Source organism: Oceaniradius stylonematis, from assembly GCF_003149475.2.
GTDB classification, from domain to species: domain Bacteria; phylum Pseudomonadota; class Alphaproteobacteria; order Rhizobiales; family Rhizobiaceae; genus Roseitalea; species Roseitalea stylonematis.
In genome coordinates this window covers 1-18,785 of the sequence record NZ_QFWV02000001.1, presented here as the reverse complement: position 1 = coordinate 18,785, position 18,785 = coordinate 1, and the positions used below count along the sequence as shown (strand labels likewise).

The window sequence follows — 18,785 nt, the reverse complement described above, 5'->3', positions numbered from 1 at the left end:
GAACTGCATGGCGAGTTCGAACATTTCGTCGAAGGCATGCAACGGCGCACCCGATTTTGCCTGATTTTCGGCGATCAGCAGACGTTCCTTTTCCAATCCGGCGATCTTCTTCTCGTAGGCCGATGCGATGGATGAGTTGTCCGCATCAACGATCCGGTCGACGAGGGTTTCGATCTTCGAATCGATTGTCTTGATCTTGCGCTGAAGCGAAGCTTTGTCCTCTTTGGCAAAGGCCAGACGCTGGTTCCAGACATCCTCGAACATGGCGCGTGCAATCTTGAACAGGCTCGGTGTCGGCTGGAGCGCACGTACGATCTTGCCAAAGTCACCCTCGATCTGGTCGCGCCGTATGGATTTGCGATAGCTGTCACAGCCCTTGGTGAAGCACAGATAGTAGGGGTGCTTCTTGCCGGTCTTGCTCTTCGACCAGCAGGCGGTCAGAGGGCGAGAACAGTCGGCACAGCATACAAAGCCGCGCAGAATGAAGTCTTCATTGAGGTCTTTGCGGGCCGGTGCACGCGCGCCTTCCTTCAGACGGTTCTGGATCTTTTCGAACGTCGCCAGATCGATCAGACCTTCATGGTGGCCCTTTCGCAAAGACACGCCCCAATTGGATGACTCGACATAACCGGCATAAACCACACGGGTCAGAAGCTCGGCAATGCGCTGGTTCCGGATCTGTCCGTCCGGCAGGTCTTTGGGGTAATCGGGCTGGCTTTCAAGAAAGCGCTTCACTTCGACCTGGGTGTCAAAACGGCCCGAGGCAAAGCCTTGCAACGCTTCCTTGACGAGGGAAGCGACGGGCTCGTCGCGAACAAGCATGTTGCCGTGCCCAGGCATACGCCGGTAGGTGTAGCCGATCGGTTTGGCGAAGCACCAATAACCGTTCATCAATCGTGCCCGCATCCGGTTGGTCGTCTGCTCGGCGTTTTTCTGGCGCTGATGCTGGGAGACCGACGCCAGCATGTTCTCAACGAGGATCGAATCGGAGTCTTCGCCGAACTCGATTGTCGGACTGCGAAGCAGGCCGCCGGCTTCACCGATGGCCGAACGCAATTGAAGATGCGCTTCCATGCCGCGCGCAAGGCGCGAGATGTCATCGATGATCACGATGATCGGCTCGGCTCCGCGATTGGTCTTCAGGAACGAGAGCATGTCGATCATACCGGGACGGCTCGTCAGAGAACCGGACGCGTCGTCCTCGAACGTCCTGATGACCTCCAGCCCCTTGTAGCGGGCATATTCCTTGCACCGTGTCAGCTGAGAGCCGATTCCGTCACCGCGCTTCATTTGTGCAGCCGACGACACGCGCGCATAGATCACGGCTTGCGTGCTGGCGGTGCCATTTTCTTGCGGTCCGAGCATGACTCCCTCCTTTCTCCGGCGGGTTTCCTTGAATCCCGAACGGCGCAGTCGAACATCGGTTTTGAAGATGCGTCCGAGGATACCATATCGGCCAGCGCCGTTTCGAGCGTTTTCGAAGCGGTATCGCCTGATGTGTGGACAGATTGGAGCGGGTGGACGCCGAACCCCAGATCGACGAATTGCACGACGATCTGCCACAGCGCCTCAAGGAACTGTTGCTTCTCAGCGTCGGACAGATCGTCATCATCCAGCATCGCCTTATAGCGATCCCAGTCGATGTCGACCTTGCGCTTCGGCACGCCGTCATCGACCGATGACGGCGCGGGTGCTTGGGTGACTGGAGCGCTCATCGGCGCATCTCCGGTCCACGTGTCCGTGTGCGCGGTGCCGATGAACGGGCGCGTCGTTCGGAACCGGCTTCCCCCGATGCTTCCGGAGAACGCGATTTGGCTTGCGCCCGTTCTTCCTTCTCCGCTTCGATCTGCGGCCGGTAGATGTCCTGGTCGAGTTGCTTGCCCCAGTCCCACAGCGATTGCTGTTCGACGGCCTCGAACTCCTCAGCCATGATGGAACGTGCCGCGGCGTCGGTGATGCCAAGCTCAGCGGCCATCTGCTGGGATTGATGGGCAACCGCCCGGCCAAAGCTCATCTTGGCGCCGTTTTCCATCAAGTCCCCGACAGCGGCGGCGAAGTCATAGCCGACACGCCTTTGGTCCTCGGTCAGCTTTTCCTGGATCTCGACATAGCCCTCACGCATCTGGTTCATCGTCTGGCCCGTGCGCTCCTTGAACAGGTCGCGCAGAACGCTTTCGGCTTTGACCGCATCGAAGCGCTCGGAGCGGGCAAAAGCGTAGGCATAATCGCCAAGCTTGTCCTTGAACGCGCCCGACCTCTGAATTTCGCGTTCGAGAATGTGCGTCAGGGCTAACGCTTCTTCGAACTGCCGGTTGGTGAGCAACCGGCCCGAGAAGCTCTCCCTGGCGTTGGCAACGCGTTCGTTTTCTCCAGGCTCATAGTAATAATTCATATCAATATTCCTTTCATCAAATGAGTACATAAAGTGAACAATATAGGACAATATTCCCAATTATATACGTGACGTACCAAGAAATGTCTGATACTGATTCGCACGACAGGCCGGCAAAAGATTGGGGCGCGCTAGGTGGTCTTTCGGGGCCGCAAGCAGATGCGATGGTGAGGCAGATAGAGGCGGAAGTGACGGACCTTAGGAACCTCCCGTGGTTTGATGCTATCCCAGCATCTGAGATAGCCGAGCGAATTTTTCGGCGTGCCATTTCCGATCGTTATCGCGAATGCGCACACCTAGAAGGAAGTTGAACTCTACAAACAGCTTTGCGGTGTCTGCGATTTGCCCTGATATGCGATTAAGTTCTTCTAAATCGTAGGCTTGGGAACTGTTCAGCAATCGCAGTAGAGCTTCATCTAAGTCGGACGGCGTTCCTTCTCCGGCGGACATTTTGTTAGTTACAGAACGCCACTTGGCGTCGAAACGAATGTACTCCTTGGCATCTGTAGCAATCAACAGTTCGGGGTATGAATCAGAATGACCTAGCACCCAATGGGCGATCGGGTTGCGGAGCTTGTACACAGCCTCCTTTTTTCGAAGAAGTTTTTCAAATACATCCAGCTCTCTCTCGTTAAGGCCCGCAATAGCTAGAGCATCTATCATAGACTTTTTTGGGCTTTGAGCCGAATATTGAATATATCTATTTGCCAATATTTCAATACTTTCGGGAAACATAACACCAAAGGTCCCGATGACTTGAGAATCCAAGTTTGACCATGACGAAATGATTTGAAGCGCCGCTGCGCAAATCATCGGATTGTCGAATGGAAGCGAATTTTCATACCCGATACGCTGCCCATTTGTGATTCTGGAAAGTGGTTGAGGCATGTCAGACACCTGTAGAGAAAACGACCAGGAAAAGGGCGACGCGGTTTTGCGCCGCCTGTTGAAAACCCCGCCCCAGCCGGGCAAGCCTCGCACAAGCGAAGCCAACCAAGATGAGAAACCGAGCGACACTCCCGCTAAGAAACGCCGCTCGGAAAAGTCCTAACGGCCTAGGCCGCTATTTCTTTTTGATGGTCTCCACTACATGCGTCTTGCTGTAGCGTTCCGCTTTCTTGACCGTTGTGAAACGGCCAGTGATTGCGGAGCGACCCACTTTGATCTTGCGCATATCGAACACCTCCTTTCCCGGGCAGTGGCCCGGCTTAAGGCGTACCGGGGAGGTGTGGTGAGCGATTCGCAAAACCGCCAAGAGGATTCCGGCGGTTGCCGCTGGTGTCCAGACTATTTCCGCTTGCGCTTGTGGAGAATTCGTCGCGCTTTCTGCTTAAGCGTGCGCGGCTTCACCAATCCGCCGATAGGTCAGGCGCTTGCCGCGTGCATGGCGTAGAAGATCAGCGGCACGTTCGCCGTCTGAAATCTTGAGCGATGCACGGCGATTGTAGCGGAAATCGAACTCGGCAAGGTAGCGATGCAGATGCGCTTCGCCGCAATGCTGGTAAACGCCGATCATGCCGCGCTTGAAGATCGAGAACACGTTCTCGATTGTGTTTGTGTGGACGGTGCCGCGCACATACTCGCCAGCCGAGTGCTTGACGGTCTTGTGCTTGGCGTACTCGCGGCCAGTGTCGGGATAAAGGCGCGACTCGTCGGTATGCAGGATCGACTTGCGATCAACGTTGCGGACCAGAATGTCGCGCACGGACGCCTTTGTGGCGTGCTTGACATGGAAGGTGCGAACACGACCGCCACGCTCGACCAGACCGACCACAGAGCGCTTGCCGGGCTTCTTGCGCTTGAGGTAGGGGCGGCCCTTGCGCTGCGGTGAGACATAACCGTCCTCGCGGCGGCCGAAATAGGTTTCGTCGGCTTCGACGGTCTTGCCTTCACCGCCCATCGGGCCAGACGTGGACACGTCCTCTTTCATGGCCTCGCGGATACGATGGGCCATGAACCATGCGGTCTTGTAGGTGACGCCGAGCATGCGGTGAAGCTGGTGCGCGGACATGCCCTTCTTTGACGCGGCTATGAGATGCGTTGCCAGAACCCATTTGTTGAGCGGGACCTTGGAGCGTTCAAACACGGTGCCGACAGTCACCGAGAAAGGCTTGCGGCAGTCATTGCACTTGTAGACGCCGGGACGGGTGGACTTGCCCTCAAGCTTGCGGATGCGGGCCGGATCGACGTTGCCGCAATGCGGGCACACCGGGCCATTCGGCCAGTGGATAGACTCCAAGTGCTTACGGGCCTTGTCGGCGTCTTGGTAGATGGGATTTGTCAGGTCAAACATGGCTAAACCGCTGGATTCGTTCGTTGAATCCTTGATAGCCCATCACCGTTAGTACGTCAAGTATATAAATAGGACAATATTCCTAGCTTTTTCAATCGAATTCTGCGCAATATTGTTTCGTTTTTCCTCCTCTGCTCTTTCCTAACGCTTGCGGGCACGCACCTGCGCCCAAGCCTGTGATGCCGTATCGCTTGGTTGGCGCCGGTCATGGCCGGATCGCCGATCGGCCGCCTTCTCGAAGTCGGGCTTCATCGCTTTTGCCGGCGTGCGGTCTTCATTGGCCTGGTTGAGAAGCATGGACATTTCGGCGATCTCAGCCGCCTCGAACTTGGCCATGACCTTGTAATGCTCTTCCCGGACGAGACGCTCCGCCCGTTTTTCGAGCCTTTCCGCATCGAACCGATCATGACCGAACCAGCGATGGACCAGTTTCCGGTTTGGAGACCCGGCCTCGTCGATCAGCTTGCGAAGAGCCAGATCGACACGGTCCCGATAATGTTCGTTGAAGGATCTGACTTCCTCTTCACGGGCCTCCGCATACCGGTTGCGGACCGATTGGAAACGCTCCCAATCCTTGCCGGACAGGCGCGCACCTTCAGCCCTCAGGGAAGCGAGCGCGAATGTGCGGTCGAGCTCAGTCGATATGCGGAACTCAGACATGGCCGTCACCTGCGGACTGGTCAGATTTGCATCGCGTCAAGCCGCTCTGGTAGACTTGCGGATGACGACTTTTCGAACCAAGAACGACATCGCGGACTGGCTGGCCCCGATGGACTATCAGGGCTTTTGGGCGGCGATCGCACCCTACGGCCTCACACTCCAGCCGAGACACCATTGCGACCAGCAAATCCGGGACGGGGAAGCCGACCAGGCGCTGGTGCTGGATGTCGTCAAGCACATGGCGGTGCTCGAACTGGGTCAACGGCTCGGTCTCGGTTACAAACGCGCCCATCCGCATATTCGGCTCGTTTCCGGCGGCAGGTGAACCGGCCTCGCCGAGCCTGCCTTTAAAACGGACCCATCCGCATTTGCCGTCCGTCGGGTATTCGGTGATCAGTCCGGTCGGACCCAGATAGGAACAGCGCACGTAAAAGCGCTTGTCGATCTCGCCATAGCCATGGCCATTATGTTCCCAATCGTAAGACCAGATCACATAGGGCAGGCCGAACAGCGCATAAGCGCCGACAACAAGTCCGGCCGGCACGACCCAGGCAAAATAGCTCAGTCGAAGGAAACGCACTTTTGTCATCGCTCGCTCCCATCGGGCGTCGGCAAGACCACCTTCGGATCGGGCTCAAGCCTGCCGCCCTCCAGCGGGTTGGGCGCCAATTTGAAGCAGGTCGGTGCGATCTGGTTCTGCCTGACCTTCTTGCAGTAGAGGAAACCGACACCGGCCACATGAAGGACTTGGTTTTCCGCCGGCATCGCCATCAACTCATGGGGCGACATCAGCGGTTCGCGGCCTACCGCCATACTGTCATTCAGATCCAACCGCTCCGATCCGGTGCCGAGCGTGCGGGCGACATGGAGTGTTTCGCCCATCGCCTTGCTGACCCGTTCCGCATCCTCGAAGTTGGAGAATTTGAGCCATTGCTTGATGGCGCAATTGTCTTCGAGAACGGCCGTTTCCTTCTCGCCATATTTGCGAACCACATCCTGACGGCTCTGCGTGATGTAGAGTGCCGAGGCATCAAAGGCCCTGAAGACCGTGATCCGCTCGACAAGTTCGCGCAACGGGGCATTGCAAAACTCGTCCAGCACATAGACCGCGCGGCCGGCGCCCGACAGTTGGGCGCCCATGAAGCTCAATAAATGCTGCGCGAAATAAGGCCCAAGACGGTCCGCATAGCGGATCGGATTGACCAGACACACAATCCAACCATCTTCTACCAATTCGCGATGCGTGATATCGGCACGCATGCCGTCATCGCGCAGTTTGCCGAACGAAAACAGCTTCAATGCCGTCAGGGCGGCACGAACATGCTGGACATAGTGTTCGGCATTGTGCTCGCGCATGTCGAGAAGCTGAAGCGCAATGTCGCGCACCGGCGACTCTGGATCGTCCGCCTCCAGTTCCATGGCGCTCGCCAAGGTGCGCGGATTGGATAGGAAAGCACAAAGACCGCCTGGCGTGCACAGACGGGGGCTATGGCGGTGCAACGTCTTGACCCCGAACTCGCAGATCTCTCGCGGGCCATCGCGCCAATATTTGTTCTTCGCATCGTCCGCGGGTTCGTCGATCAAGCTGAACAAGATCTTCTCAACCGCGAACGGAAAATCGTCCGTTTCGTCTTCGCCAAGATCGACGGCCGAGCCGAATGCGTTCAGTTCAATCCGGAACGGATAGTCCGCACCCATCACATGGAACGGATCGATGACGCCGAACTTGCGGCCGTACCGGGCACACATCTCGGCGATCTGGTGCGCGATCTCGCCCTGCTTGACGTCGTTGATAACAAGGCTCAGCGTCGTGCTTGCCAAGAGGCTCTGGATCGTCGTGCTGGACACGCACGTGGTCTTGCCCCCGCCCGCCGCCGCGTAAATGATGCTCGACATTCCCGGGCTGGGTTCCAGGATGGGCGCATTGTCAAGTGTGAAGCCGAGCAGGCGGCGGCCTTCATTGTCCAGAAAAGGCGCCGTCATTTGATCATACCCGCCTTCTTGAGCGTCTCATTGCTCGCCACGTCAGACGATTTGGGATCGCCGCCGATAATCCGGAATTCAGCGACCGCCTTGTCATGCTCGTAGAGTTGCAGGCATCGCCAAATGGCATCGGACAGGAACGACACGGCACCGGCGATCATCAGCCCGCTAAAGACAAAGAACTGCCACCACTCGACCGAACTTGGCCACAACAGCCACGCCAGCGCCCCAAAGACAAAGGCGGCAAAGACACGCGCATTGATGGCGGCCACCTGCTTGAGACGCGAGAGCGATCGGCGCCTCATCGGTCCGCCTCCTGCCTGGCCGTCATGATCGCATCGACGATCTCACGGCGCTTTGCGTTCAAGGTGGCATAACGGCCATAGATGACGCCCGACAGTTCGCTCTGGCGCAGGTCGCGCGACAGGAGCTTCAACTGACCGACCTGCCAGCCGACCAGCATGACGCCGATCGCAATCAAAAGCGTCGTGGTGATCTCCCAAGGATAGAGCAGATCGGCGAACGAGGCGGTAAAGCCCAGCAGGCCGATGCCGAGCGTCGCGCCGGCGGGAAGACCGATCCGGCGCACCGAAACCACGGTCAAATTCTTGGGCAGGTAAGAGTCCCGATGCGTGTTCACGGTCCCCGTCTCGGGGTCGATGTAGAGCTCTCCGACAATCATGACCGGCCTCCCTTCATCGCGCATGCCGACGCGTTGAGGTTGGTTGCGAGCTCACTTTTGAGGTTCTTGATCGCAGGCGGCTGAACCAGCCGCCACGTGCCGGCATAAAGCGCGATCGACAGGCGGTTTTCCTCAATGGTCGTGGTCACCGCGCAAGCGCACCGGTCGGGCGCCCGTTCGGCGGCATGGCGAAGCCGGTTCTCCTGGGCCTGGCGCGCGGCATTCTGCGTCGCCGTCATCGCCTGGTTGAGCGGATTGTTGTCGAACAGATGCCCATGCATCCGGCAATAGGCGTCGCCGTCCGGGCCGAGCCAGCCAAAGATACTCCGGCACCCCAGCGTCGGCATTTGCGGCGCGGGCGCCTCATTGCGACGGACTTCGGTCGTGATGGTTCGAACGCACTGTTTGGGCCAATCGATCGTCTTTTCCGTCATGCGGTCGATCATTGTCGGGCCGGTGATGAAGCCTGAAACCGCCCCGTAGATCAGACCGGCGACGATCGCCGAACTCCCCAGAAGCGTTGTTGTCGTGTCACCCAACATGGCGATCTCCTTTCATTGCAGGGGTGCGGTATCCGGCGGGCGCATCAGGCGCCCGGCCATTTCTCGACGGTCGGCTGGTCGTCCGGCTTGCCATTGGCGCGCACCGGTCCCTTGCCCTTGAGCCTGATGGCGTTGCGGCGCGCGCCCGAGCCGCCGGAGACGGCCCTTGGCCGATCGATCAGCGCGTCGAACGTCTCGTCATCTTCGCTCGGTCGCGCGTGGCGCAGTCCGCCGCGCCGGTAGATGTCCCAGTCCAGAAACGCCGCCGCGTAAATCCAAAGGCAGATCGGAACCACCAGATCGATGGCGGCCGTCACAGCCGCAACGGGCAGGAAATGGCCGATATGGGCAAAGGTGTCCGAGACGCCGGCCTTGGGCGGCAGGGCGGGCAAGCCGGTCGGACCAATCGGCAGATCGGCAAGCGTCTTGGACAGCGTGTCGCCATGTCCACGCATGACTTTGGTCAGGCGTTCCGACGCTTCGATCCGGCCGGCAATCACGGTCCCGGCCTTTAATGTCTCCGCATAGCCGGACAGGAGCCCGAGCGGCAGGGTCGATCGCAGATCGCCGATGGCATCGGCCAGCGTTGCGTGTGCGGCGTGCAAGCGTCGGCGCCGTTCGCCAATGCCGTCGCCCTGATTGCCGATCAGCTGCTGGTAGGCGCCGAGAGTTTCGCCAAGTGCGCGATCGCGGACTTCAAAGACGATGCGTGCCTCGTCGATCTGACCGGACAGCGTTGATGCCTGTGCAAGCAGGGCACCGATCTCGCGGGAGGTTGGGCCTTCGCCGGACCCACGCCCGCTCACACAGGCGCTGGCGATCTCACAGGCATATTTCTGCCCGAAATCGGAGCTGATCCCATCGACAAGAAGGCCGGCTTCCATCCGTGCGCGCATGGCGGAACGGACATCGCCGACATGACGCGCAACGTCCGCGCCATGTCGGTCAAGGCGCAATTGTTCGACATCGCCACGCGTAAAGCCCGAATAGGTTGCGGTCCAGATTCCGGCGCCGACGGCCAGAACCGAAAGAACGGCAACCACGCCGACCGCCACATAGCCCTTGGCGAACAAGGGCGCCCCGCGCCGGATGGCAAAATGGTTCACGCCCCACGAGACCACCGCGCCGCCGACGGCAAGGATGAAACATTTGGCGACGAACATCATGCCCGTGCCTGTGACCAAGGTCGGTGCGGCAAACGCCAGAAGGATGGCCGAGACGATCGCGCATGTGATGATCAAGGCATCGACCGTGTCGCGCTTGCGCTCGGTCGTCTTTCGGTCCGGCGCGGCGCCACTGCCTGTACCGGTCCCCTGAAACTGTGACATGATTTGTCTCCATGAATGAACTGGACCCACCAAAGTGGGCACCGACTTCATGGATCGAGCGGTTCGAACCCCTAAGGGAATATGCAGGGAAAGCTTCCCTGCCAGGGCATGGGCATGGCAGAGCGGATCACCGCCTTACGCGAGAAGTTCAAGCACCTCGTCGCGCTCGGGCATATTGACGACATGATGGCGATCGCGCGCCATTTCGGGGTCGCCAAAAAGACGCTCGACAATTGGCTGAGCGGAGCGAACGGCGCCGAACCCGAAAGCCTTCCGCGTGATCGGCTGAGGGCCTATCGCGGACTTGTCCGCACGGGCTTGCCGCCACCGGTTTCCGACGCCGAACTGGACGCCATCGCCTTTGGGTCGCTCGACGGCTTCAAGGCCGCTTTCATGCACCGAAGCCACAGGCCGTTGGATAGGGTGTTGCGCGAACAAGCCACGGAAGGACGCCTCGCACTGGTCAGTGATGGGGGCGGGCTGGTTCAGACCGATTTGCGCAAGACACCCAAAGGCGCGATTTCCATCAAGCCGCGCGCGCGTTTTCATCTCACCCTGTCTGCCGTCCGTTTGCGGCACACGCTCTGCCTCCAGTTCGATGGCGCGCAATGGGCCGGCTTGCCGCTCGGGCTGACCGATGACGGGCGCACGCTCGCAGTCCCGGGGTTCCTGGACGACGGCTCACACGCCAAAATGTGGCTTGGCGGCCCGGACGAGACACTGGCGGTCTTTGTCTGTCAGTTCAGGTTTGCCCTTGCCGGGCCCGTGTCGGCCTTGATCAACACCGGCGCGCCGCTTGATCCCATCAGCTTGAGCGCCCTGACCGCCGCGATCGAGACGGTCGACGCGGATGATCTTATCGTGGACGTGATCGATCTGCAGACAGGGTCGGGCGGTCCTCGCGAAGGCCCGAAAGACGCATGATGGCTTCGTTGACGCCATAGAGGCGGCGCCATTCCTGCGCCGCCCTGGTTTCGAGCACCGCATCGTTCAGGTTTTCAGCATATTGAATTGCGTACAGATCGGCGAAAAACGGCTTGCCCTGACCCATATCATCGATGAATTCGCGCGCATCGGCAAACAGCGCGATGGTGATCAGATCGTTGAGCGAGAGAGCAAGCACCTCTTTTGCAAAACGCATGAAGCCATCTGTGTCCCGTGACCGCGCCGAGACGACTAAGCTCTCGCCATCCCGTTCGACCAGTTCGGCGTCTTCGTACAGCCAATACTGGAACAGTTGCGAGAAGAGCGTGAAGAAGCGCGTTGCAACCAGCGGATAAAAGCGTTGCTCGGATGGGTGCTGTTTCTCGGTCCGGTCCATCAACGCCATCATCACGAAGATGCAGGCCGCATCGATCCTGAACGCGATCCAGCCCTCTTCGGTCAGATCGCCAAGCAACAAGGCGCTGGCATCGTTGTCAGCCTGAAGCTCAAGGCAAGGCCGGACCAGGGCACGATGGTCGGTGTCGAGCTCTTCCACCCACTGCGGACGACCGGCCTTCGTCTTTTTGCCGTCTTCTGCCTTCTCGAACTCGGCGAGATGCGCCCGCCCGATCAGATCAAGATGACCCAGATGGGCATGCATCATTTCGTGAAGACACATCCATGTCAGTGACCGGACGGCCAACTCCTCGATCGGCGGGAACCCGTCCGGCGAGGCGATGGCAAGGCGATTGCCGGACCCGTCGATGAGTGTCTTTGTCGCCAGCGCAAGATCCCACAGGTCGATGGTTTGGCGCGCGATCTCGACACTTGCCGAGATCTCGAATTCACCGACACCACGCTGGGTGACAAAGGCCTCAAAGCGATCACTGTCCGACCAATTGAACAGAAAGCTGTTGCCGCTATCGGCATGCAGATGTCCCTGATAGGCGTCCAGGGCCCGCTTTGCGGCCACGGAAAGAAGCCGCTCTTCGTTCCGCCGATCGGACATGCGTTTGAGTCCCTTTTTCCCGCCGGCTGTCCGCGCCCTGCGCGCCGGGCTGTCGTGAACCGAGCCGCGCCTTCACAGTGTTGCGGCGGGTCTCGGCCATTCGGCGTCCATCCCTGACAGAAGGATAGATGGAGCGGCAGAGCCGCGCTTGTTGATCCTCGCGCGTGGTCACGCGCTTGGAACCCTCTTTCCAGCTTATATCAAAACCGGCGACGCCACGGGCTGTGGGTCAACGGCTTTTACCCGCAAGTCCGTCCGGCCGCTCCGATGGCGGTCGCGGGGACGGTCTAGCGGTCCCCCACAAAAGCCGTTGACCCATCGCCGGTGTTCGATCTCACGTCCTTGAATGGTCGGCCCGCGGTCTGCGGGCCGGCTTTTTGTTGTCCGGTTTCGGACGCTCGCCGCTGGGCAAGGGTTCATGCGCGGGGTTTTCCGAACGGAACGCTTCGCAACCCATTCACCAAACCCATTGGAAAGGAAACAGAACCATGGAACTCAAACACATCAATCTCGACCAACTCACACCTGACAAACACAATGTCCGAAAGCATGGCGGCAAAGCCTGTGACGATCTCATCCCGAGCATCCGATCGCTTGGCATCATCCAACCATTGCTGGTGCGTCCGAGTGACGAGAAAGGCCGCTACGACATCGTGGCGGGACAGCGGCGCTATCACGCCCTGAACAAGATCGCGGAAACAGACGATGTCGATCCCGTGCCCTGCATCGTGATGAAGCACACGGACGATGCCAGCGCCATCGAAGCGTCACTGGCCGAAAACATCGCCCGACTGCCGATGGACGAGATCGACCAGTACAAGGCCTTCGCCGCGCTTGTCGGACAAGGCCACACGGTGGAGGAGATCGGCACTATCTTTGGCGTCACCGAGCGTCTCGTCAAACAACGCTTGGCCATTGCCAATCTGATCGGGCCGATCCTGACCGCCTATCGCAAAGGCGACATTAACGCCGATACCGTCCGCATTCTGACCATGGCGAGCAAACAGCAACAGAAAGACTGGTTGGCGCTCCACAAGTCGGACGACTACGCGCCGAGCGGCAGGCACCTGAAAGCATGGCTGTTTGGCGGGGCGGACATTCCGACCAGGAACGCCCTGTTTGATCTTGAAGGCTATCGCGGCACGATCACCACCGACCTGTTTGGCGACACATCCTATTTTGACGATGCACAGGCATTCTGGGAACGCCAGAACCAATCCATCGCCGAAGCCAGGCAGACCTATCTGGACGCGGGATGGAACGCGGTCGTCATTCAGGACATCGGAGACATTTGGTGCTCATGGGAGATGAGCAAACGCGCCAAGTCCAAGGGCGGCAAGGTGTATGTTCAGATCGCCCATGATGNGCACCAAGGACAAACCGACCAACCACACGCCTGAACTGACCAAGGCCGCGCAGAACTATCTGGCGCTTCATCGCCACGCCGCCGTGCGCGCCGATCTGTTGACGCATCAGGGTCTGGCGCTTCGGATCGCGGTCGCCCAAATCATCGCCGGATCGGACCTTTGGGACGTCAAACCCGATCCGCAGAAGGCGTCCAAGCCGGAGATTAAGGAGAGCCTTGCGACCAACACGGCCGAATTGCTGTTTCAGACGGAGCGGCAGACGGTCATCGATCTGCTCGGTCTGACGGATGAGCCCGAGAGCGATGAGGACATCACGTCATGTGAAGAGGACGATGACGATCTTTCGCAGGACGAAACCGAAACGGTCGTCCAGCGCTACAGCCATTGGGAGATGGGCCGCAATCCCGATGCCATCCTCGCCAAGCTGATCGCGCTTGACGACGACACCGTCACACGCGTCCTGACTTTCGTCGTCGCCGAATGCCTGCCCTGCGGGACGTCATGGGTTGAAGCCGCGGGCATGGCCATGAAGACGGACATGAGCGCTTGTTGGACACCCGATCAAACATTCCTCGATCTGGTCAGGGACAAGAACACGCTCAATCTCCTGATCGAACAGGTCGCCGGCAAGGATACCGCAGATGCCCACGTGACATCGACGGGCAAGGTTCAGCGCCAAATCCTGACCAACTGCATCAAGGGCGAACGCGAAACAAAGGAAGGCGCGTGGGATTTGCCCTATATGCGCTTTCCGATGAAGGACTACACCGACCAGTTCGGCATCGACGCCATCGACGCATGGATCAAGGTCAGGCACCACTATGAGGCCTGACCGCGTGAGGCATCAAAAAAATCGCCCGACGGCGCCAGCGCCGTCGGGCGTCTTCTTGCGTGAGCGCAGGTAACAAACGGATGGCGAAGCCTTAGGCGTTGCCACCATCGGGTGGATATTTTTGCCGGCCATGGATCACACGCAGAACCCAGATTTCAAAGGCATCCGGCTCGCTGTAGACAACGACATAGGGCGTGTTCGGAACCGCGATCTCCCGCGTCTCCTCAACAAGCCCGGTGCGGCCGATGCGAGGGAACGATTCCAGCAGTGAAATCGACTGATCGATCCGAAGGATCACATTGTCCGCCGCGCGCGGGCTATCCTCGGCGATCCAGTCGTGGATGCTTTGCAGATCGGAAAGTGCGCGGCTGTGGAACCTAACGTTCAAGACCGAAACGGCGTCTCATTTCCGCGTGGGAAACAAGCTGATCGGGATTGGCCTTGGCATCGGTGAGCGCGCGCGTGACCGTACGTTCTTTCCACGCCAGATAATCGGGATCGGTCGACGGCTCGCAGGGGCGCGTCTTTTCATCCAGCGTCGGTTTTTGGTCGATTTCACTCATATCATTATTTTACCGGATTCCGCCCCAGCTATTCAACAACAATCCACCCGCGACTCCCACAACCGATCTTGTCCGGCCCCTTCGCCGGTCGGGCGAAACCCCATCGGAATCGTGTTGCCGGCATAAACACACGCTTGGGCCTCGGCAAAGTCTTATCTCTCGTCCCCGCGCTCATGCCGCTCGCAATCCCGTCATCAACGAGCTTTGGCATCGCCGTGATCTTGTCGTTGTGCTCCTGATCCCTGCGATCAGATCACGCACACGATCACTTGCGTTGGGGTAGCGTCCTATCCTCGCCTGCGCGTTGCCCAGTCCTTCGTGGGATGGGGGAGCGATACGCTCATCGTTACCAAGGCAACCCTTGGCCCACCCACTATGGCGGACATTGGCAATGATGGTCAGAAGAAAATGGCCATCACCATCGAGGCTACAGGTCTGGTGTTGCGCTTAGATGGTGGCGAGAATGCGGGTCCAAGCTGGCTTTTGTCAAAGCTCACATCCAGCGGTTTAATGCGTTTGAACAATTCAACTCAAACAGTGGAGCGCATGCCTCGTTCGATTTTGCTCGTTCTGAATTGGTGAAAGCATCAGTTATGATTGTGGCTGCAAATCCGCCACCTGTGCGGTCTGAGTGTTCAGCCCAAAGCGGGCTTTCGTTGCGACCGAGACTGTTGTTATGTGGCTTCCCAAGAGTCACCAATGGTTTGGCAGGCGGCGAGTTTCGAGCCGGACAACGCAATGGGATGTGCTTTTCGTGCATTTAGGGCAACGACCTTAAGCAGATGCGGTGATAGCAGAAAAATTGACTCTCCGGATCATGGCAAACATACGTTTCTTTGATCAAATGAGGGAAGGGGCGACGTGATCGAGCCAGCGAAAGAAATAGATCTGGATTGCCTGCATCTCGACGTGCGAAATCCTCGCTTTGGCTTGCTAAAGGCCCAAGACGAAGGGGAAGCGCTTGCGATTCTCATTGACGCGGCCAACATCAAAGAGCTTTGGGCGTCGATCGCCGCGCGTGGATTTGAGAGATTCGAGCCGCTAATCGCAATTGCCGATGAAGAGACGCCGGGACACTACATCGTAATAGAGGGAAACCGGAGACTGGCAGCCTGCAAGACGCTCAGTGATCCTGACAGCCTCGGCGCTCGTCGGATAAAGCTGCCGGTACTCCGTGAAGAAGTACGCCGACAAATCTCCACACTCCCGGTCGTCGTGGTTGCGAACCGAGAAGAGGCAGAGGCCTATATCGGCTTTAAGCATGTCAATGGTCCTCAGACTTGGGACTCTTTGGCGAAGGCGCGGTTTGGCGTGCATATGCTCGAAAACGTTGATGATCACCGCCCACTGCGAGAGCGCATGCTCGAGCTCACGCAGAAGTTGGGCGATAGCCGAGGCATGCTTCTTCGCGTTTTCGTGGCCTTCAAGATCTATGAGCAAGCGATATTGGAGGGCATCGTAGAAAGTATCAGCATCAACAATCAGAAGCTGGAGTTCTCTCACCTCTATACAATGCTGAACAATCCACCGTCTCGCGAATTCATAGGTTTGCCGATAACAGCGCTTTCGGAAGAGAGCGTGGTCGACAATCCCGTTCCAATGACCCATTTGGACAATCTCCGCGACCTTTTCGGCTGGCTGTTCGGCCCAACTTCCGTGATCAAGCGCCAAGGTAGCGATCGCCCACGCCTCCAGAAAGTGATGGCAAGCAGGGAGGGGATTGAAGCGCTACGCTCGTCCAATGATCTCGATTACGCGTTCGCCACAGCTGGCTTGGCCCGTGATGACTGGACCGAGCAAACGCATCGATGCGCCGCAATCGCAAAAAACATTGATGCTGACGCGCTGGAGGTGCTCGAAGGCATGGATGAGGAAGAGGTCTCGCAAACTCGGGCAACACTCGCTAGGGCCAAACTGTATCTCGACTCGGTTCTTGCCAAGATGGGCCCTGGCTCGGGGTAGTTGGTGAGCTATTTTCAAATAAAGGAGCTGGAGCGGGTTGAGGATGATGACATCCATCTTGCCATTGCAGAAATCATGGCCGTTTGCTTGGGCGAGTGCGGGATTGAGGACATACCTTGCGACAATGACGAACTGGCGAAAAACTACGCAAACTCGCGACCGAAAGACCAGAGACTCGGCTATTTAGAGGAACCGCAACTCGCGCGAAAAGAGGCGCTGGACAACATCGAAGGATCGATTCGGATCCTCGCTGAAAGCCGTGCAGAACAGCTGGGGCGCTGGTATCCCTTCGTCGTTGCACCGAGAGATGGCGTACTCTTGGCAAGAAAGGCCGGTCTGCGCGAAAACGTCGAAGGCACGTGTTATCTTTGCATGCAGCTCCACTTACTCTACAGCGCAGACCGGATCGAGTTCGGCATGCTGCCTGGCGGGCGAGAGGAGAAGCCGCATCTAGACTTCACTCAGCCATTCCAAAAGCTGTTCGAAATCATAGCGGGGATCGCTATCGCCAACGAAACAGGTGGCCTTCCAATACTTCTAGGAGAGAGCCGGTCAACAAAACGACAGCTTCTAGCGCGACTTAGCAGTGTTTGCCGGTGCGCTGAGAGAGGTGCGGCCAAAGCATTCGATCAACTGAACTTGAATCAACGCCAATCCAATGATGGCGGCATTGATGCAGTAATTCTCAAAAAAAAAGAAGATGAACTTCAAGAGACTATTCTTGTCGGCGCTACAATCCAAAAATCTCATTTACGCAAAAAGATGGTTGACCCGCAAGCAATACACCGGTTCAGGGGCTTTCTCATAGACGGTGATGCGCTCTCCCCCTATCGGGGTTTCTTCGCGCATCCGATGCCTTATGACATCGGTCGGCGAGGACTTTGCGGGGAGACGAACTGCCGGTATTTTCACAAAGATGACATTCTTAGAAACCTCCGGCCACTTAGCGACGCGCCACCGATCGCCAGTTACCGCAAGACATCGGCCGAGCGATCCGCAATCGTCCAGTTGCGGAGGATTGGCCAGTTGACCTTCCGGCTTGAGTTTGACGACTATCGAATTGATGACGCTATCGTCAATGCGGAGGTAGACTAGCCGTTCTGCCGCGGTGCAATAAGGAGCTCCTTTTCCTTACGGGCTCGACTTAAGCTATAATTTACTTGGAGGTAACGTATCTCATATTCATAATATAGATCACGAACCAAGGGGTGATCATCATAAGTCATAACCCAATATTTTGGGTACCCCTCGCTGAGATACTCCGCCAATGCTTTATGGCCACCATTGAGCATGCCGTCTAAATACAGGCGCGAACCAATCTTTACGTAAGGTGGATCGATGAAGTACAGGGTTCGCTCATCATCCAACGTTGTTTGACATTCGGACAGAAACTCGATCGCTGGTAACCGCGATAAGCGTATGCGATGACTGTTCAAACCGATCCATTCGACCCGCTTGACAATGGTCGATCTGTAGAAGCGGGCATCGAGCTTCCATTTCCCGCTTTGACTGTAGCCCCCAATCGGCCCTGATCCGGTAACAATACCCGATCTTGATGTTCGGTTCATAAAGAAAGTCGCGAAACCTAGGTCAAATGAATATGCCTCGGCGGGTGCTTCGACGACCCCCTTAGCCCATTCCCATGTTTTTAGAGAGACATCACATGTTTGGATTGCTTCGGCGAAGCGCTCGTTCTCTTCCAAAATTGCCTTCCAAGCAGAATAAATTCGAATATCAAGGTCATTCAAATGTACGGTTTCTACCTTCCCTGAGAAGAGTAGGTTCATCGCTGCGCCGGCTCCTCCCGCAAAGGGTTCGACGTATCCCTTGTGTCCTTTGCGTAGACCGCTGAGTTGAGCGGCAAGAAAGCCTGTTAGAAAACCTTTCCCGCCGGGATAGCGGAATGGTGACGCCGCTTCGGCAGGCCTCCAAGTCGGATGGTCACCAAGATTTATGGTTTCAAGGCTGTTCATAAGCGCCCTCTTAGCGATAGCCGAGGCGCAGGACCAGCGCTAACGATGGCCATGACAGATCGAGTTTGTTGGCCTCGCACCAGTTGCCACCCGAATCCTACGATTGGCCTCCGCGAAAGCACTCACCCACGAACGCTTCAAATTCACGTCTCCCACCGGCTGAGGCGCTTCGACGGCAGATCGGAGCAACTTCTTCGAATGTCTAGCAGAGCCAAGCGAAGACATGGCCAGTGACCTGAGCCCCATCTCTCATCCAGCTGAGTGAAGAGCCCGGG

General features: G+C 57.9%; 20 protein-coding genes and 1 pseudogene. 5 read left to right on the top strand and 16 right to left on the bottom strand.

All coding sequences use genetic code 11. The features are described 5' to 3' along the window. Nucleotides 1-339: 339 nt before the first annotated feature. The 12 genes and pseudogenes from DEM25_RS18400 to DEM25_RS00055 all read right to left on the bottom strand — a co-directional run. Nucleotides 340-1,290, bottom strand: a pseudogene (locus tag DEM25_RS18400) (recombinase family protein); the annotation flags it as partial. 29 nt (nt 1,291-1,319) lie between these two features. After that, the gene (locus DEM25_RS17510) at nt 1,320-1,715 is read right to left on the bottom strand and encodes a hypothetical protein (RefSeq protein ID WP_109768710.1); all 396 of its coding nucleotides are present in this window, start codon (nt 1,713-1,715) and stop codon (nt 1,320-1,322) included. Continuing rightward, nucleotides 1,712-2,443 (bottom strand): hypothetical protein, encoded by a 732-nt coding sequence (locus DEM25_RS00095; protein ID WP_147393247.1) that lies wholly within the window; start codon nt 2,441-2,443, stop codon nt 1,712-1,714. Before DEM25_RS00095 ends, DEM25_RS17510 begins: the two co-directional genes overlap by 4 nt. 171 nt (nt 2,444-2,614) lie before the next feature. Beyond that, nucleotides 2,615-3,280, bottom strand: coding sequence for a hypothetical protein (locus DEM25_RS17505; protein ID WP_147393246.1), 666 nt, complete (start codon nt 3,278-3,280; stop codon nt 2,615-2,617). Between the two features lie 442 nt (nt 3,281-3,722). Continuing rightward, the gene (locus DEM25_RS00090; RefSeq protein ID WP_109768706.1) at nt 3,723-4,685 is read right to left on the bottom strand and encodes an IS1595 family transposase; all 963 of its coding nucleotides are present in this window, start codon (nt 4,683-4,685) and stop codon (nt 3,723-3,725) included. Nucleotides 4,686-4,826: 141 nt separating this feature from the next. Further along, nucleotides 4,827-5,345, bottom strand: a complete 519-nt coding sequence (locus tag DEM25_RS00085) for a hypothetical protein (RefSeq protein ID WP_109768705.1) — start codon at nt 5,343-5,345, stop codon at nt 4,827-4,829. After that, nucleotides 5,338-5,934, bottom strand: coding sequence for a hypothetical protein (locus DEM25_RS00080; RefSeq protein ID WP_109768704.1), 597 nt, complete (start codon nt 5,932-5,934; stop codon nt 5,338-5,340). Before DEM25_RS00080 ends, DEM25_RS00085 begins: the two co-directional genes overlap by 8 nt. After that, nucleotides 5,931-7,241, bottom strand: a complete 1,311-nt coding sequence (locus tag DEM25_RS00075; RefSeq protein WP_158585121.1) for a type IV secretory system conjugative DNA transfer family protein — start codon at nt 7,239-7,241, stop codon at nt 5,931-5,933. Before DEM25_RS00075 ends, DEM25_RS00080 begins: the two co-directional genes overlap by 4 nt. Before the next feature lie 83 nt (nt 7,242-7,324). Further along, the gene (locus tag DEM25_RS00070) at nt 7,325-7,600 is read right to left on the bottom strand and encodes a hypothetical protein (protein ID WP_158585120.1); all 276 of its coding nucleotides are present in this window, start codon (nt 7,598-7,600) and stop codon (nt 7,325-7,327) included. Between the two features lie 29 nt (nt 7,601-7,629). Then, nucleotides 7,630-8,010, bottom strand: coding sequence for a hypothetical protein (locus DEM25_RS00065; RefSeq protein ID WP_109768701.1), 381 nt, complete (start codon nt 8,008-8,010; stop codon nt 7,630-7,632). Then, complete coding sequence (locus DEM25_RS00060) at nt 8,007-8,549, bottom strand: hypothetical protein (protein WP_147393245.1); 543 nt, start codon at nt 8,547-8,549, stop codon at nt 8,007-8,009. The genes DEM25_RS00065 and DEM25_RS00060 overlap by 4 nt, the downstream gene beginning before the upstream one ends. 47 nt (nt 8,550-8,596) lie before the next feature. Next, nucleotides 8,597-9,880 carry a hypothetical protein gene (locus DEM25_RS00055; RefSeq protein ID WP_109768699.1) on the bottom strand — a complete coding sequence of 428 codons (1,284 nt, stop codon included), beginning with the start codon at nt 9,878-9,880 and terminating at the stop codon, nt 8,597-8,599. A 114-nt stretch (nt 9,881-9,994) separates the two neighbouring features. On the opposite strand from DEM25_RS00055, the gene DEM25_RS00050 reads away from it, so the two are divergent. Next, entirely contained in the window at nt 9,995-10,804 is an 810-nt protein-coding gene (locus DEM25_RS00050; RefSeq protein ID WP_147393244.1) for a hypothetical protein, read from the top strand. Here the strand turns inward: DEM25_RS00050 and DEM25_RS00045 are convergent. Continuing rightward, nucleotides 10,737-11,813 (bottom strand): hypothetical protein, encoded by a 1,077-nt coding sequence (locus DEM25_RS00045; protein WP_109768697.1) that lies wholly within the window; start codon nt 11,811-11,813, stop codon nt 10,737-10,739. The two genes, DEM25_RS00050 and DEM25_RS00045, sit on opposite strands and share 68 nt — an antisense overlap. Before the next feature lie 488 nt (nt 11,814-12,301). On the opposite strand from DEM25_RS00045, the gene DEM25_RS00040 reads away from it, so the two are divergent. Beyond that, a complete protein-coding gene (locus tag DEM25_RS00040; protein WP_120222599.1) occupies nt 12,302-13,213 on the top strand; it encodes a ParB/RepB/Spo0J family partition protein in 912 nt (303 codons plus the stop codon). An 890-nt stretch (nt 13,214-14,103) separates the two neighbouring features. On the opposite strand, the gene DEM25_RS00030 is transcribed toward DEM25_RS00040, so the two are convergent. Together DEM25_RS00030 and DEM25_RS00025 are read right to left on the bottom strand one after the other, a co-directional pair. Further along, nucleotides 14,104-14,400 (bottom strand): type II toxin-antitoxin system RelE/ParE family toxin, encoded by a 297-nt coding sequence (locus tag DEM25_RS00030; protein WP_109768695.1) that lies wholly within the window; start codon nt 14,398-14,400, stop codon nt 14,104-14,106. Continuing rightward, complete coding sequence (locus tag DEM25_RS00025; RefSeq protein WP_109768694.1) at nt 14,390-14,575, bottom strand: hypothetical protein; 186 nt, start codon at nt 14,573-14,575, stop codon at nt 14,390-14,392. The genes DEM25_RS00030 and DEM25_RS00025 overlap by 11 nt, the downstream gene beginning before the upstream one ends. Nucleotides 14,576-14,983: 408 nt before the next feature. On the opposite strand from DEM25_RS00025, the gene DEM25_RS17690 reads away from it, so the two are divergent. The 3 genes from DEM25_RS17690 to DEM25_RS00010 all read left to right on the top strand — a co-directional run bounded on the left by DEM25_RS17690 (nt 14,984) and on the right by DEM25_RS00010 (nt 17,632). After that, a complete protein-coding gene (locus DEM25_RS17690) occupies nt 14,984-15,157 on the top strand; it encodes a hypothetical protein (protein ID WP_158585119.1) in 174 nt (57 codons plus the stop codon). A 279-nt stretch (nt 15,158-15,436) separates the two neighbouring features. After that, the gene (locus tag DEM25_RS00015) at nt 15,437-16,537 is read left to right on the top strand and encodes a ParB N-terminal domain-containing protein (protein WP_109768692.1); all 1,101 of its coding nucleotides are present in this window, start codon (nt 15,437-15,439) and stop codon (nt 16,535-16,537) included. 3 nt (nt 16,538-16,540) lie between these two features. Then, complete coding sequence (locus DEM25_RS00010; RefSeq protein ID WP_147393241.1) at nt 16,541-17,632, top strand: hypothetical protein; 1,092 nt, start codon at nt 16,541-16,543, stop codon at nt 17,630-17,632. Here the strand turns inward: DEM25_RS00010 and DEM25_RS00005 are convergent. Then, nucleotides 17,629-18,510 (bottom strand): DNA adenine methylase, encoded by an 882-nt coding sequence (locus DEM25_RS00005; RefSeq protein WP_109768690.1) that lies wholly within the window; start codon nt 18,508-18,510, stop codon nt 17,629-17,631. The genes DEM25_RS00010 and DEM25_RS00005 overlap by 4 nt on opposite strands. Nucleotides 18,511-18,785 lie beyond the last annotated feature (275 nt).